11 protein-coding genes are annotated in these 13,646 nt (G+C 64.5%); 9 read left to right on the top strand and 2 right to left on the bottom strand.

Annotated features, from left to right (window positions below; all coding sequences use genetic code 11):
- Nucleotides 1–94: 94 nt before the first annotated feature.
- From ACSFA3_RS11285 to ACSFA3_RS11275, 3 genes are all read left to right on the top strand, one after another.
- Nucleotides 95–1,015 carry a LysR substrate-binding domain-containing protein gene (locus ACSFA3_RS11285; protein ID WP_435506209.1) on the top strand — a complete coding sequence of 307 codons (921 nt, stop codon included), beginning with the start codon at nucleotides 95–97 and terminating at the stop codon, nucleotides 1,013–1,015.
- Between the two features lie 103 nt (nucleotides 1,016–1,118).
- On the top strand, nucleotides 1,119–1,667 hold the full coding sequence (locus ACSFA3_RS11280) for a carboxymuconolactone decarboxylase family protein (protein ID WP_435505529.1): 549 nt from the start codon (nucleotides 1,119–1,121) through the stop codon (nucleotides 1,665–1,667).
- A gap of 1 nt (nucleotide 1,668) precedes the next feature.
- Nucleotides 1,669–2,883, top strand: a complete 1,215-nt coding sequence (locus tag ACSFA3_RS11275; protein WP_435505528.1) for a sensor histidine kinase — start codon at nucleotides 1,669–1,671, stop codon at nucleotides 2,881–2,883.
- On the opposite strand, the gene ACSFA3_RS11270 is transcribed toward ACSFA3_RS11275, so the two are convergent.
- A complete protein-coding gene (locus ACSFA3_RS11270) occupies nucleotides 2,880–3,317 on the bottom strand; it encodes a group II truncated hemoglobin (RefSeq protein ID WP_435505527.1) in 438 nt (145 codons plus the stop codon). The genes ACSFA3_RS11275 and ACSFA3_RS11270 overlap by 4 nt on opposite strands.
- Before the next feature lie 38 nt (nucleotides 3,318–3,355).
- Entirely contained in the window at nucleotides 3,356–5,872 is a 2,517-nt protein-coding gene (locus tag ACSFA3_RS11265) for an ABC transporter permease (RefSeq protein WP_435505526.1), read from the bottom strand.
- 169 nt (nucleotides 5,873–6,041) lie between these two features.
- Here ACSFA3_RS11265 and ACSFA3_RS11260 point away from each other — a divergent pair, with 169 nt between their 5' ends.
- Genes ACSFA3_RS11260 through selA form a run of 6 tightly spaced genes read left to right on the top strand, consistent with a single transcriptional unit; the run spans nucleotide 6,042 to nucleotide 13,639 of the window.
- Nucleotides 6,042–6,344 carry a hypothetical protein gene (locus tag ACSFA3_RS11260; protein ID WP_435505525.1) on the top strand — a complete coding sequence of 101 codons (303 nt, stop codon included), beginning with the start codon at nucleotides 6,042–6,044 and terminating at the stop codon, nucleotides 6,342–6,344.
- Nucleotides 6,345–6,404: 60 nt separating this feature from the next.
- Nucleotides 6,405–9,479 (top strand): formate dehydrogenase-N subunit alpha, encoded by a 3,075-nt coding sequence (gene fdnG / locus ACSFA3_RS11255; RefSeq protein WP_435505524.1) that lies wholly within the window; start codon nucleotides 6,405–6,407, stop codon nucleotides 9,477–9,479.
- 4 nt (nucleotides 9,480–9,483) lie between these two features.
- Complete coding sequence (fdxH, locus tag ACSFA3_RS11250; RefSeq protein WP_435505523.1) at nucleotides 9,484–10,506, top strand: formate dehydrogenase subunit beta; 1,023 nt, start codon at nucleotides 9,484–9,486, stop codon at nucleotides 10,504–10,506.
- 13 nt (nucleotides 10,507–10,519) lie between these two features.
- Nucleotides 10,520–11,143, top strand: a complete 624-nt coding sequence (locus tag ACSFA3_RS11245; protein ID WP_435505522.1) for a formate dehydrogenase subunit gamma — start codon at nucleotides 10,520–10,522, stop codon at nucleotides 11,141–11,143.
- Nucleotides 11,144–11,153: 10 nt separating this feature from the next.
- A complete protein-coding gene (fdhE, locus tag ACSFA3_RS11240) occupies nucleotides 11,154–12,185 on the top strand; it encodes a formate dehydrogenase accessory protein FdhE (RefSeq protein ID WP_435505521.1) in 1,032 nt (343 codons plus the stop codon).
- The gene (gene selA, locus ACSFA3_RS11235) at nucleotides 12,185–13,639 is read left to right on the top strand and encodes an L-seryl-tRNA(Sec) selenium transferase (protein WP_435505520.1); all 1,455 of its coding nucleotides are present in this window, start codon (nucleotides 12,185–12,187) and stop codon (nucleotides 13,637–13,639) included. Before fdhE ends, selA begins: the two co-directional genes overlap by 1 nt.
- The last annotated feature ends 7 nt before the right edge of the window (nucleotides 13,640–13,646 follow it).

The raw sequence follows: 13,646 nt of genomic DNA, 5'->3' as shown, positions 1-13,646 counted from the left end.
ATGTGTTTTGGCAGGGCTATGCTCCCGCGTTGGAGCCTTCCCGGCCAATGCTGTTTTTCTAGACATCCATGCTTTGAAGGAACCGGTCGTGACGATGAATCTGCTCTGGCTCGACGATTTCCTGGTGCTGGCCGACACGGGCAATTTTTCGCGCGCGGCCGAAGAAAGGCATCTGACGCAGCCCGCTTTCAGCCGCCGGATCCGCTCGCTTGAGGAATGGCTCGGGACCGACCTTTTCGATCGCAGCGTTCAGCCGGCCAAACTCACCGAGGCGGGCGAATGGCTGAGAGGCATCGCGCATGAGCTCCTGGCCCAGGTGGCACGATTGCCCGGCGAAGCACGAACCGTGGCAGAGGCAAACTCGAATACCCTGAGGCTCGCGTCCACCCATGCACTGTCGTTCACTTTTCTGCCGGGTTGGCTGCGCGGCCTGGAAACGAAAGCCACGGTGGGGCGCATCCAGCTCGACTCGGATGTCCTCCAGCGCTGCGAGTCCCTGCTGGAGCAGAGCAAGGTGCACATGGTCCTGAGCCATTCGCATGCCGACGCTCGCAGCGCACTCGAAGCTGCCGGATATGCATCGACGCAGGTGGGGACTGACGAACTTATTCCGGTATCGGCAGCCGAGGCGCACGGCAAAGCCCGACACCGGCTCCCGGAACTGCGAGGGATTCAGGTCCCGCTCCTCAGTTACAGCGAAGAGTCGGGTCTCGGAAGGATTCTTCGAGCCGTGGCCGGCTCGGAACTCGAGCAGCTGCCGGTACAGATCATCTTCACTGCGCACCTCGCTTCGGTCCTCAGGACCATGGCGATCGGCGGCCGTGGATTGGCGTGGCTGCCGCGGACCCTGATCGCCGATGACCTCGCCTCCGGAGCTCTGGTAGAAGCGGCGCTGCCGAAATGGCGCATTCCTCTGGAGATTCGTCTCTATCGCGACAACATCACATTGGGCAGCGCCGCAGAGTCGTTTTGGCACGAAGCATGCGCTTCGGGGGCTGAGCGGCCGGATCGCTGACACAGCGCGCCGCGCCTGAACATTAATTCGGGCGTCCTGTCACAATCGACCGCAGATTTTTCGCCTGCCCACTGCAGCCAATCCGAAAACCTTCAAGGAAAAGATGCCCTTCTCCACGCTCTCCATCCCGCAGGAGTTTTCTGAAGAAACGGAGCAGGTCTTCGGCGATTTCCAGAGGGGCATGGGTTTTCCGATGACGCCCAACTTCATGAAGATGCACGGCCACTCCGCCGCAGCAACGAAGGGAACATGGGGTTTGCTGCAAGGAACCCTGTTGAGTGGAAACCTGCCTCGTGCGCTAAAGGAAATGCTGATCGCGGCCATTTCGCACGACCGGAAGTGCATGTATTGCGAAGCTGCTCATCTTGCCTGTTGTCGCAGTCTGGGCATCGACAGCGAGACCCTGCAGGCCCTGGTCGAGAACGTCGAGCATCTGGCGCCCGAAAAGGTGCGCGACATCATTCTTTTCGCCGTCAAGTGCGCACGCGACCCTCAAGGCATGACTTCAGAGGATTACGCATCGCTTCACAGGCACGGTCTCAACGACGAAGACGTGATGGAACTGATTTCCGTAACCGGCCTCGCCGTCTACCTGAACATCGTCGCGGATGCGACCGGCGTGACGCCGGACGACATGTTCTTCTCGATCTGACATGGATCTCAGGGAGGAATTGACGCGCCAAGGGTTGCTTCTCGACTTTCTCTCCGCATGCGTGAGTTCGGGCAATGTTGCGGATCTCGTCAAGCTGATCGCGTCTCGACTGCACTGGATTTGCGACTACGAGAGCTGCGCAGCTTTCCTTCCCGGGAAGGAAGCGCTGCAGTTGTGGTCGCACAACCGCCGGCCAGGTGCCGAGGACCCCGTTCATGACGAAGTCCTCCGGGCCGATCTCAAAGGCCAGCTCGATCAGGCGATGCTCAAGCGTTCGCCAGTCGTCGCCAATCTGGCTGAAACCGGCCGATCTGTCGTGGCTCTACCGCTGGGAACCGCGACGGCCGTGCTCGGAGCGCTCTGTTTGTGCAGGTCGACGGGAAACTTCCCGCAAGGCGATGTCCGGCACCTGCAGCATGCGTGCAGCGCCGTCGGCGGTGCCTTGACGCGCATTGCAGCGCTGAATGCGGAGCAAGAAGCCGAACACGCGATGACAGTCGCGGAAGCACGATTGCGTGCCGCTGCCGAAGACAGGGCGCTCCTTGCAGAACAGATGGTGGGAATCGTCAGCCACGATCTGCGAAATCCCTTGTCCGCCATTCTGATGGGAACAACCTTGCTCGGAAAAGGCGAGCCGTTGCCGCCGCAGAAAGAGCGCGTGCTGCAGAAAATGAACAGCGCCGGGCGGCGTGCGCAGCGGCTCGTGGACGATCTTCTGGACTTCACTCAGGCCCGGATGGGACGAGGACTTGCGCTCAGAATGCAGGAAGCCGACGTGATGCAGCTCATCTCCTCGGCAGTCGACGAATTGCGCCTCAGCTTCCCTGCCCTGGAGTTTCGCGCGTCCGGACGTGGTGTCGGGTCTGCATACCTCGACGCCGACCGCATTCACCAGCTGTTGGGCAACCTGGTCGCGAATGCCTCGACATACGGCACGGCCGGAACGCCGATCGTCCTGCATATGGACGTTTGCGATGCGCAATTGACACTCTCGGTACAAAACCAGGGCGACCCCATCAAGGAAGCCGTCATGGATTCGATGTTCGAACCGATGGTTCGCGGCGAACAGGAACGAATGAACCGGAGTGTGGGGCTGGGCCTGTACATCGTCAGAGCTATCGTGCAGAGCCATCATGGAAACATCCAGGTGACATCCACGAAGAAGGATGGGACCTGTTTCGCCGTAAGGCTGCCCATCCGTTCACGCCCGTCCTAGATCACTTTCCTGATCGAGGAACGCTGGTTGACCATCCAGTCGGCCGTCTGGAAAAACGAATCCCGCAACCGCGCCCGCAGCACCTCGTCGACACCCGTCTCCCCCATCGCCTGGTCCATGCAACGCAGCCACTGATCGCGTTCCACGATACCGATGCTGTGCCCGCCGATGCTTTGCGGCATGTGGCGCGCGCGCAGCATCGGGTGGCCGAAGCGGTCCGTGTAGTGCTGCGGGCCGCCGAGCCAGCCGCATAAGAACCAGAACAGCCGCTGCCGCGCGTTCTCCAGCGTGTTGCCATGCACTGCGCGAAGCTGCGCATAGGCAGGGTCCAGTTCCATCAGGTCATAGAAGCGATCGACCAGCGCCTTGACGGCCGGCTCGCCGCCGATCCACTCGAACGGGGTGGCGAACTGGGGCTTTTCCTGGATCTGCATATATATAGAAGAGCGATGGCGCGAAAGCGCTATGAACGTTATTCGGCCGCACGCCGGAGCGTGTCGACGACCGGGCGCCGCAGCACATCGCGCAGGCCCCACCAACCCGCCGCGAGTGCCAGCACCGCGCCAGCCACAGCGCCCGCCACCGGCACCCAGAGAGACGCCGTCCAGGCGAAGTCGAACACGTAGCGTGCCAGTCCCCAGCCGATCGCCGAGGCCGCGATGCTGGCCAGAAATCCCGCCAGCAGGCCGACGCCGACCAGTTCCGCCCGCTGCACCTGGCGCAGCAGACTCGCCCGCGCCCCGACCGCGCGCATCACCGCGAATTCACGCGCCCGCTCCTCGCGCGTTGCCGTCACGGCAGCGAACAGCACCACCAACCCGGCAGCCAGCGTGAAGCCGAACAGGAACTCCACCGCGCGGATCACCTGGTCGAGGATGCGCTGCACCTGCCCGATGGTGGCGCTCATGTCGACATTGGTGACATTCGGGTAGGCCCGCACCAGCGCGTTGTCGAAGCCACGGGTCTCGGGCGCCCGGAAGGCGCCCATGTAGGTGACCGGCACGTCGGGCAGATTCGCGACCGTGTACATGACGAAGAAGTTCGCATGCAGCGAGCCCCAGTCGACCTTGCGCAGCGATGTGACGCGGGCGTCGTTCTGGATGCCGCCGATGTCGAAGCGCAACGTGTCGCCGAGTTTCAGGCCCAGCGTTTCGGCAAGGCCGTCCTCGACGCTGATCTCGCCCGGCGCACCGGGCTTCCAGGCGCCGGCGCTGATGCCGTTGTGCTCCGGCATCTGCGTGCTGTTGCTGAGGTTGAACTCGCGGTCGACCAGGCGCTTGGCGCGGTCTTCGGCATAGTCGTCGGGAGAAACCGGCTTGTCGTTCACCGCGACCAGACGGCCACGGATCATCGGATACCAGTCGAACTTGTTCACGCCGCCGTCGCGCAGCGACTTCTGGAAGGCGTCGCTCTGGTCGGGCATCACGTTGATGACGAAACGGTTCGGCGCGTCGGGCGGCGTGGCGCGGCGCCAGCTGGAGACGAGGTCGGTGCGCAGCAGTACCAGCAGCACAAGCGCCAGCAGACCGACGGCCAGCGCGCTGACCTGCACCACCGCATACGCCGGACGCGCCGAGATCTGGCGCGTGGCCAGCACCAGCCAGCGCGGCGCCGTGCTTTCATTGACGCTGCGGCGCAGTACCTTGACCGCCACCCAGCTCAGCACGGCGAACACGGCCACCGCGCCGGCAAAGCCGCCGACCGCGATCAGCCCCAGCTTCAGGTCGCTGCTCGCCGCCATCAGCATGGCGACGAATCCCAGCACGCCGATGCCCAGCACTGCCATCGAAGCCGGCTTCAGCCCACCGACGTCGCGACGGATCACGCGCAGCGGCGGCACTTTGGCCAGTTGCAGCACGGGCGGCAGTCCGAAGGTGAACAGCAGCACCAGTCCCATGCCCAGCCCGAAAGCGACCGGCCAGAGCGTCGGCGCGGGCAGCGCCGTCTCGACCAGTCCCGCGAGCAACAGCACGAACGCGTAGTGCACGACGAAGCCGATCGCCACGCCGACCGCGCTCGCAAACAGCCCGATCAGCGCGAACTCGAAAGCGTAGGCGCCGGCGATGGTCCGCTGGCTCTGGCCGAGCACGCGCAGCATTGCGCAGTCGTCGAGATGGCTGGCCGCGAAGCCGCGCGCCGCCAGCGCCACCGCGACTGCGCTCAGCAGCGCGGCCAGCAGCGCGACGAGATTCAGAAATTTCTCGGCGCGGTCCAGCGTCTGGCGCATTTCGGGGCGGCCGCTCTCGAAGGATTCGAGACGCGCGCCGCGCAACTGGCCCTGCTTGAGCACGGCGTCAGTCGCTTCGGTGAACGTCTTCACGGCGCGGTCTTCACCGGCGACGGCGAAACGGTAATTGATGCGGCTGGCCGGCTGGACCAGCGCGGTGCGGGCCACGTCGGCCTGGTTCAGCATCACGCGTGGCGAAAAACTCATGAAGCCGCCGCCGCGGTCGGGCTCCTGCACGATCACGCGCGCGATGCGCAGGCTGGCGTCGCCCAGCAGCAACGGGTCGCCGACCTTGAGCGCCAGCGAATCGAGCAGCGAGCCGTCGACCCAGACATCGCCGGGCGACGGAATGTCGCGCGTGACCTGGCCGGGGCCCTCGCCGCTGGTGGCCGTCTGCAGGCTGCCACGCAACGGATAGCCGGGCGATACGGCTTTCAATGAAACCAGCTTGCTCGCACCGCCCTGCGCATCGCCGGCCCGAGCCATTGTCGGAAAGCCGTAGGTCGTTGCGCCCTGAAGGCCCAGCGCCTGAGCCTGCGCGACGATGGATGCGGGCGTCGGGTTGTCGCTGGCGAGCACGACGTCGCCGCCGAGCAGCTGTCGCGCATCGCGCTGCAAACCGCCCTTGAGCCGGTCGGCGAAGAACCCCACGGCGGTAAGCGCAGCCACGGCGAGCAGCACGGCGACGATGAGCAGACGAAGCTCGCCGGCGCGCAGATCGCGCCAAAGCGTGCGCCAGCCAAGGCGAAGTGAGGAATTCATCACGCCAACGATAGCCGACAGAACTTAAACAACCCTTCTCTAGGGTCGGTACTAATAGGGGACCGCCGTACTCTGGTGATCATGTCTGGCTAGACTTCGCGCCCGAAGGAGCACAGCTTTGATCCCACGATACAAAAATGCCTTGCCTTGGTGTGCAGCAATTGCACTGATGGCTTTCGGCGCATTGACCGGTTGCGACCGAAAACCGTCCGCACCGCCCTCGCCTACGAGTACCGCGTCGGCGACCGGTCCGACGGCAGCCGGCGGCGGACCGCCATCTGCCGCTTATCCGGCGGGCATCAAGCCTGCGCCCTCGGGAGATCCGGTTCACCCGACGTCGGAGGGCAAGGGCCCGTCCGAAGGCGGAACTTCCATCGGCGGCATGACCGCCAGCCAGAATGCCGGCACGCCGCCCACGGGCAATGCGGCCCAACCAACGGCCGGCGACGGCGTCAGTGCAGCACCCAAATAAAAACAGCCACCCGAAGACCACGATGAAAAAACAGACAACTTACCGGCCGGAGGTGACGTCATGGACGTGAGCCGCAGGCAATTCTTCCGTGTCAGCGGCGCCGGCCTCGTCGGCTCCAGCCTGGTCGCGCTCGGCTTCTCGCCGACCGCGGCACTGGCCGAAGCGCGCAGCTTCAAGCTGGCCCGTACCACCGAGACCCGCAACACCTGCCCGTACTGCTCGGTCGGCTGCGGCATCATCATGTACAGCCTCGGCGACAAGGCCAAGAACGTGGTGCCGGCCATCCTCCACATCGAGGGCGACCCGGACCATCCGGTCAATCGCGGCACGCTGTGCCCGAAGGGCGCCGGCCTGCTCGACTTCGTGCACAGCCCGAACCGGCTGAAGTACCCGGAAGTCCGCGAAGCCGGCACCAACGAATGGAAGCGCATCAGCTGGGATAGCGCGCTCGACCGCATCGCCAAGCTGCTGAAGGACGACCGCGACGCCAACTTCGTCAAGCAGAACGCCAAGGGCCAGACCGTCAACCGCTGGACCAGCACCGGCATGCTCTGCGCATCGGCATCGTCGAACGAAACCGGGTACATCACCCACAAGGCGTTCCGATCGCTGGGGATGCTCGTCTTCGACAATCAGGCGCGCGTTTGACACGGACCTACGGTGGCCAGTCTGGCCCCGACGTTCGGCAGAGGTTCGATGACCAATCACTGGCAGGACATCCAGAATGCGGATGTCGTGCTGATCATGGGCGGCAATGCCGCCGAAGCGCATCCGTGCGGCTTCAAGTGGGTGATCGAGGCCAAGAAACATAACAAGGCCCGCCTGGTGGTGGTCGACCCGCGCTTCACGCGCTCGGCGGCCATGGCCGACTACTACGCGCCGGTGCGCGCCGGGTCGGACATCGCGTTCCTCGCGGGGGTTCTGAACTACCTCCTGAGCAACGACAAGATCCAGACGGAATACGTGCGGCACTACACCAACGCACCGTTCATCGTCGGCCCGGACTACAAGTTCGAGGACGGCCTCTTCAGCGGCTACGACCCCGAAAAGCGCAACTACAACCCGAAATCGTGGGGTTACGCGCTCGACGAGCAGGGCATGGCAAAGGTCGACATGACCATGCAGGACCCGCAATGCGTACTGCAGGTCATGAAGCGGCATTTCTCGCGCTACACGCCCGAGATGGTGAGCCGCATCACCGGAACGCCGAAGGACAAGTTCCTAAAGGTCTGCGAATACATCGCCAGCACGAGCACCAGCAACCGCACCATGACGGTGATGTATGCGCTCGGCTGGACGCAGCACAGCCAGGGCTCGCAGATCATCCGCACCGCGGCGATCATGCAGCTGCTGCTGGGCAACATCGGCGTCGCAGGCGGCGGCATGAACGCATTGCGCGGCCACAGCAACATCCAGGGCCTGACCGACCTGGGCCTGCTCTCGAATTCGCTTCCGGGCTACCTGTCCCTGGCGCGCGAAAGCGAGCAGAACCTCGACGACTACTACAAGACCCGTGCGCTGAAGCCGCTGCGCCCCGGCCAGATGAGCTACTGGCAGAACTACCCGAAGTTCTTCGTCAGCCTGCAAAAAGCATGGTGGGGCAATGCGGCGCAGAAGGAGAACAACTGGGCGTTCGACTATCTGCCGAAGCTCGACAAGCTGTACGACGTGCTCCAGGCTTTCGAGCTGATGAACAACGGCGCCATCAACGGCTATATCTGCCAGGGCTTCAATCCGGTCTGCTCCTTCCCCAACAAGAAGAAGATCGTCGACGGGCTCTCGAAGCTCAAGTTCCTGGTGACCATCGATCCGCTGATCACCGAGACGAGCGAGTTCTGGAAGAACTACGGCGAGTTCAACGACGTCAAGACCGCCGACATCCAGACCACCGTCTTCCGTCTGCCGTCGACCTGCTTCGCCGAAGAAGAAGGCTCGCTGACGAACTCCAGCCGCTGGCTGCAATGGCACTGGAAGGGCGCTGAGGCACCGGGCGAGGCGAAGGAAGACATCGACATCGTCGCCGGCATCTTCAACCGCATCCGCAGCGCCTACGCAAAGGATGGCGGCGCGTTCCCGGACCCGATCGTCAACCTGAGCTGGCCGTACAAGATTCCGAGCGCGCCTTCCGCCCAGGAACTGGCGATGGAATACAACGGCAAGGCGATCACCGACGTGTTCGACCCTGCCGATCCGACCAAGGTGCTGGCGAAGGCCGGCGAACAGCTGTCCGGATTCGGCCAGTTGCGCGACGACGGCAGCACGTCGTCGGGCTGCTGGGTCTATTCGGGTTCCTGGACGCAGGCCGGCAACCAGATGGCGCGTCGCGACAATTCCGATCCGTACGGCATCGGTCAGGCGCTGAACTGGAGCTGGGCATGGCCAGCCAACCGGCGCATCGTCTACAACGCGGCTTCGGTCGACCCGACGACGGGTCAGCCGTGGATCCCCAAGCGCACGCTGGTGAAGTGGGACGGCGCGAAGTGGATCGGTTCCGACGTGCCGGACATCCGCCTCGACGCCAATCCGATGGCGCCCGATGCGGTGCGGCCGTTCATCATGACGGCCGAAGGCGTGGCACGGCTGTTCGCGCCGACCGGCATGGCCGAAGGGCCTCTGCCGGAGCACTACGAACCGTTCGAGTCGCCGCTGGTGAACAACCTGATGCATCCGAACAATGCGGTGGCGCGGGCGAATCCGGCTGCGCGGATCTTCAAGGGCGACCTCGAGCGACTGGGCGTGCCGAAAGACTTCCCGTACGTCGCGACCAGCTACCGGCTCACGGAGCATTTCCATTACTGGACCAAGAACGTCCGCTCGAACGCGATCCTCCAGCCGCAGCAGTTCGTCGAGATCGGCGTCGAACTGGCCGAGGAGAAAGGCATCACCAACGGCTCGATCGTCAAGGTCAGCAGCAAGCGGGGCTTCATCAAGGCGGTCGCGCTGGTCACCCGGCGCATCCAGGCGCTGCAGGTGGACGGACGCACGGTGCACACGGTCGGCTTGCCGAACCACTGGGGCTTCATCGGCCTCACCAAACCGGGCTACATCGTCAACACGCTGACGCCTTTCGTCGGGGATGCGAACACGCAGACGCCGGAATACAAGTCCTTCACCGTCAACATAGAGAAGGCTTGACCCGATGTCATCTCTCCAATCTCTCGACATCGCGGCGCGCTCTGCGACGACCACGCCCTCGCCCGACATCCGGCACCGCCCCCAGGTGCAGGAAGTCGCCAAGCTGATCGACGTGTCGGCCTGCATCGGCTGCAAGGCCTGTCAGGTCGCGTGCATGCAGTGGAACGATCTGCGCGACGAGGTCGGCACCAACACCGGCAGCTACAACAACCCGAACGACCTCACGCCGAGTTCGTGGACGGTGATGCGCTTCGCCGAGGTGGAGCCGACCGAAGGCCACCTCGAATGGCTGATCCGCAAGGACGGCTGCATGCATTGCGAGGACCCCGGTTGCCTGAAGTCGTGCCCGTCGCCGGGTGCGATCGTCAAGTACAGCAACGGCATCGTCGACTTCATCAGCGAGCATTGCGTGGGTTGCGGCAACTGCGTGACCGGCTGCCCGTTCGACGTTCCCCGCATCAGCAAGGGCGACAACAAGGCCTACAAGTGCTCGCTGTGTTCCGACCGCGTCACCGTGGGCCTGGAACCGGCGTGCGTCAAGGCCTGTCCGACCGGCGCGATCCATTTCGGCACCAAGGAAGCCATGCACACCTATGCCGACGAGCGCATCGTCGACCTGAAGGAGCGCGGTTTCTCGAATGCGGGCGTGTACGACCCGGCCGGCGTTGGTGGAACGCACGTCATGTACGTGCTGCAGCATGCGGACCGGCCCGGTCTCTACAGCAACCTGCCGAAGGATCCGCACATCAGCCCGATGGTGTCGCTCTGGAAGGGCATCGCGAAGCCGCTGGCGGTGTTCGCGATGGTCGGCGCGGTAGTGGGAAGCTTCTTCCACTACATGAAGGTCGGCCCGATCGAGGCCAAGGAAGATCCGGCGGATCCTTCCGACGGCGCCGAACCGAGCGCATACGCGCACGAGCATGTCGACAGCCACGGCGACGCGATCATCGAAGAACCGCCGCGCACCATCGCGATGTCGTCGTCGGCACCGCCGCCGGCTGCACCATTCGACGGCCCGCGGGTCTGAAGGAGCACTGCAAATGAGACAACTCTATTTCCGTCGCTACAAGGACGCCACGCGCATGAACCACTGGTTCGTGGCGATCCTGTTCTTCGCCGCTGCGCTCACCGGGCTGGCCTTCTTCCATCCATCGATGTACTTCTTCAGCGCGCTGTTCGGCGGCGGGCAGTGGACGCGCATTCTTCACCCGTTCTTCGGCGTGGCGATGGTGCTGGGCTTTGCATTTCTGTTCTTCTCTCTGTGGCGCGACAACGTGCTCGACAAGACCGACGTCGAGTGGATGAAGAAATCGCCGGCGATGCTCAAGGGCGACAAGTCGGGCATGCCGCCCGTCGGCAAATACAACGCCGGCCAGAAGCTGGTGTTCTGGGTCTTCGGCATCAGCCTGCTGCTGCTGTTCGTGACCGGCTTCATGTTCTGGAGTCCGTGGTTCGTCGGCTTCTTCCCGATCCTCGTGCGCCGGATCGCGGTGGTCGTGCATGCGGCTTCGGCGATTGCGCTGATCCTCTCGGTCATCACGCACATCTATGCGGCGATCTGGGTCAAGGGCACGGTCCGCGCGATGACGCGCGGTACGGTGACCGAGCGCTGGGCAAAGCTGAATCACCCGTTGTGGCACAAGAAGATGACGCGCGGGGAATAATCTTCGCCAAATGACAAGTACCTCCACGACGAACACCACGCGCGTTCTTTCCCCGGAAGAGATTGCAATGCAGGCCGGACGGCAGATGCCGTTCGTGCACATGCCGATCGGTACCACCGTGTTTGCCGATCGCCAGCTTCGGCTCCGGCAGCTCGCGGCTTCGCATCCGATGCGCGACTACCTCCTGTTCATCGCCGATCTTTCGTCGGCACAGCAGGAAGTGCTGAACAGTTACCCGGACGTCGCAATCCCGGATACAGAGGCATGCACCGCCGCCGCCCGGGTGCTGAAGCCGCCGACGCCTGCGTTCGGCTGGCCGCGCGACCCGGTGTGGCGCAGCGAACTCCGGCGATTGCTCGGCCTGTTCCGCGTTCGCCTTTCCGAAGGACCGGCGCGCGATACGGTCGATCACCTGATTTCCCGTTCCGACGAGTGGATCGATGCGCAGGCCGACAAGCTGCTTCGCCGCATCACGCTCGGCCTGGACCTCGCAACTGCACCGCTGATCTCCGCCGGCCTGCAGGCCTACTGGACGCAACTCGCGATCCAGACTGTCGGCGTTCACGGCGAACGCGTGTTCGGACACACCGACCCGAGCACGCAATGCCCCTGCTGCGGCAGCCTGCCGACGGCAAGCATCACGCGCATCGGTGCGGACGATGCCGGCTTTCGCTATCTGCAGTGTTCGCTTTGCAGCGTGCAGTGGCATTACGTGCGTATCAAGTGCTCGCATTGCGAGAGCACCAAGGGCATCCATTTCCAGTCGCTCGAACCGCTGGAAACCGGCAAGGAGCTTTCGGCTACCGGCGCACGACCCGGTGCGGTCAAGGCCGAATGCTGCGACACCTGCGGCCACTACCTGAAGCAGGTGCTGATGGAGAAGGACCCCGAAGTCGAACCCGTCGCCGACGATCTGGCGAGCGTGGCGCTCGACCTGCTGGTGTCCGAATCAGGCTTCGAGCGCAGCGGACACAACCTGATGCTGCTGTTCGGCGATCCCGAGCCCGCCACAGATTCCGCCCCGGCAGGCGGAGGCGGTTGATGGGCGCGCCCGAAGAGTCCGTGGTCCACGGCTCGAAGGCAAGGCCCCAGGATCTGCCATCGGTCGACAAGCTGCTGCGCACCAGCACAGCTTCGGAACTGCTTGCGGCACACGGCCACACGCTGGTCGCCAGCGAAGCACGCGCACTGTTGGACGGATTGCGCCAACGCGTGCTTGCCGGCCAGCTCGACAGCGCGGATGTCGAGTCGCTCGTACTCGAAAGCGCCCTTTCGTCGCGTATCCGAGAGCGCCTGGCGCCAAGGATGCGCGCCGTCTTCAACCTCACCGGCACCGTCATCCACACCAACCTCGGGCGCTCGGTGCTTGCCGACGTGGCGCTCGAACGGCTGATGACGATGATGGCCGCGCCCAACAACCTCGAATACGACCTCGCGACCGGCAGCCGCGGCGACCGCGATTCGCTGGTCGAGGAACTGCTCTGCACCATCACCGGCGCCGAAGCTGCGACCGTCGTGAACAACAACGCCGCCGCCGTGCTGCTGACCATCGGCGCGCTGGCCTGCGACCGCGAAGTCATCGTGTCGCGCGGCGAGCTGGTCGAGATCGGCGGCGCATTCCGCATGCCCGACGTGATGGCCAGCGCCGGCGCGCACATGGTCGAGGTCGGCACCACCAACCGCACGCATCCCGCCGACTACGAGCGGGCCATCAACGACCGCACGGCCCTGGTGATGAAGGTGCACACCAGCAACTACGAGGTACAGGGCTTTACCGCGGCGGTGGACGAAGCGACGCTGTCGGGCATCGCGCATGCACGCGGCGTGCCGCTGGCGACCGACCTGGGCAGTGGTTCGCTGATCGACCTGGCGCATTACGGCCTGCCGCGAGAACCTCTGCCGCAGGAAATGCTCGCGGCCGGCTGCGACATCGTCACCTTCTCGGGCGACAAGCTGCTCGGCGGCCCGCAGGCGGGATTGATCGTCGGCAGCAAGACGGCGGTCGGCCGCATCCGCAAGTACCCGCTCAAGCGCGCGTTGCGCATGAGCAAGCTGCCGCTGGCTGCGCTGGAAGCGACGCTGTCGCTCTATCTGCGGCCCGAAAAGCTGGCGCAGGACCTGCCGACGCTGCGCCTGCTGACGCGTCCGGCGGATGCCATCCGCGCGGCGGCCGAAGCGTTGCGCCCGCTGGTCGCTTCCGCCGTGGCACCGCGCTTCACGGTCGATGTGGTCTCGCTGCAAGGGCAGATCGGCTCCGGCTCGCTGCCGGTGGAACGCCTGCCGTCGGCCGGTCTCGCGCTGTCGCCGGTCGGCACGTCGCGCAAGGGAATGGGCACTGCGCTGGACGCCTTGGCGACCGCGCTGCGCAGCCTGCCGCGCCCGGTGATCGGAAGGATTTCCGACGACCGGCTGCTGCTCGACCTGCGCTGTCTCGAAGATCGCGACACGGCAGCGTTCGCGTCGCAGCTCGACGCGCTGCGCAAGTCGTTGAACTGAAGCCGGA

Origin of the sequence: Variovorax glucosi (assembly GCF_051216695.1) — a bacterium.
Taxonomy (GTDB): Bacteria; Pseudomonadota; Gammaproteobacteria; order Burkholderiales; family Burkholderiaceae_C; genus Variovorax.
This window is presented reverse-complemented; position numbering and strand designations above follow the sequence as displayed.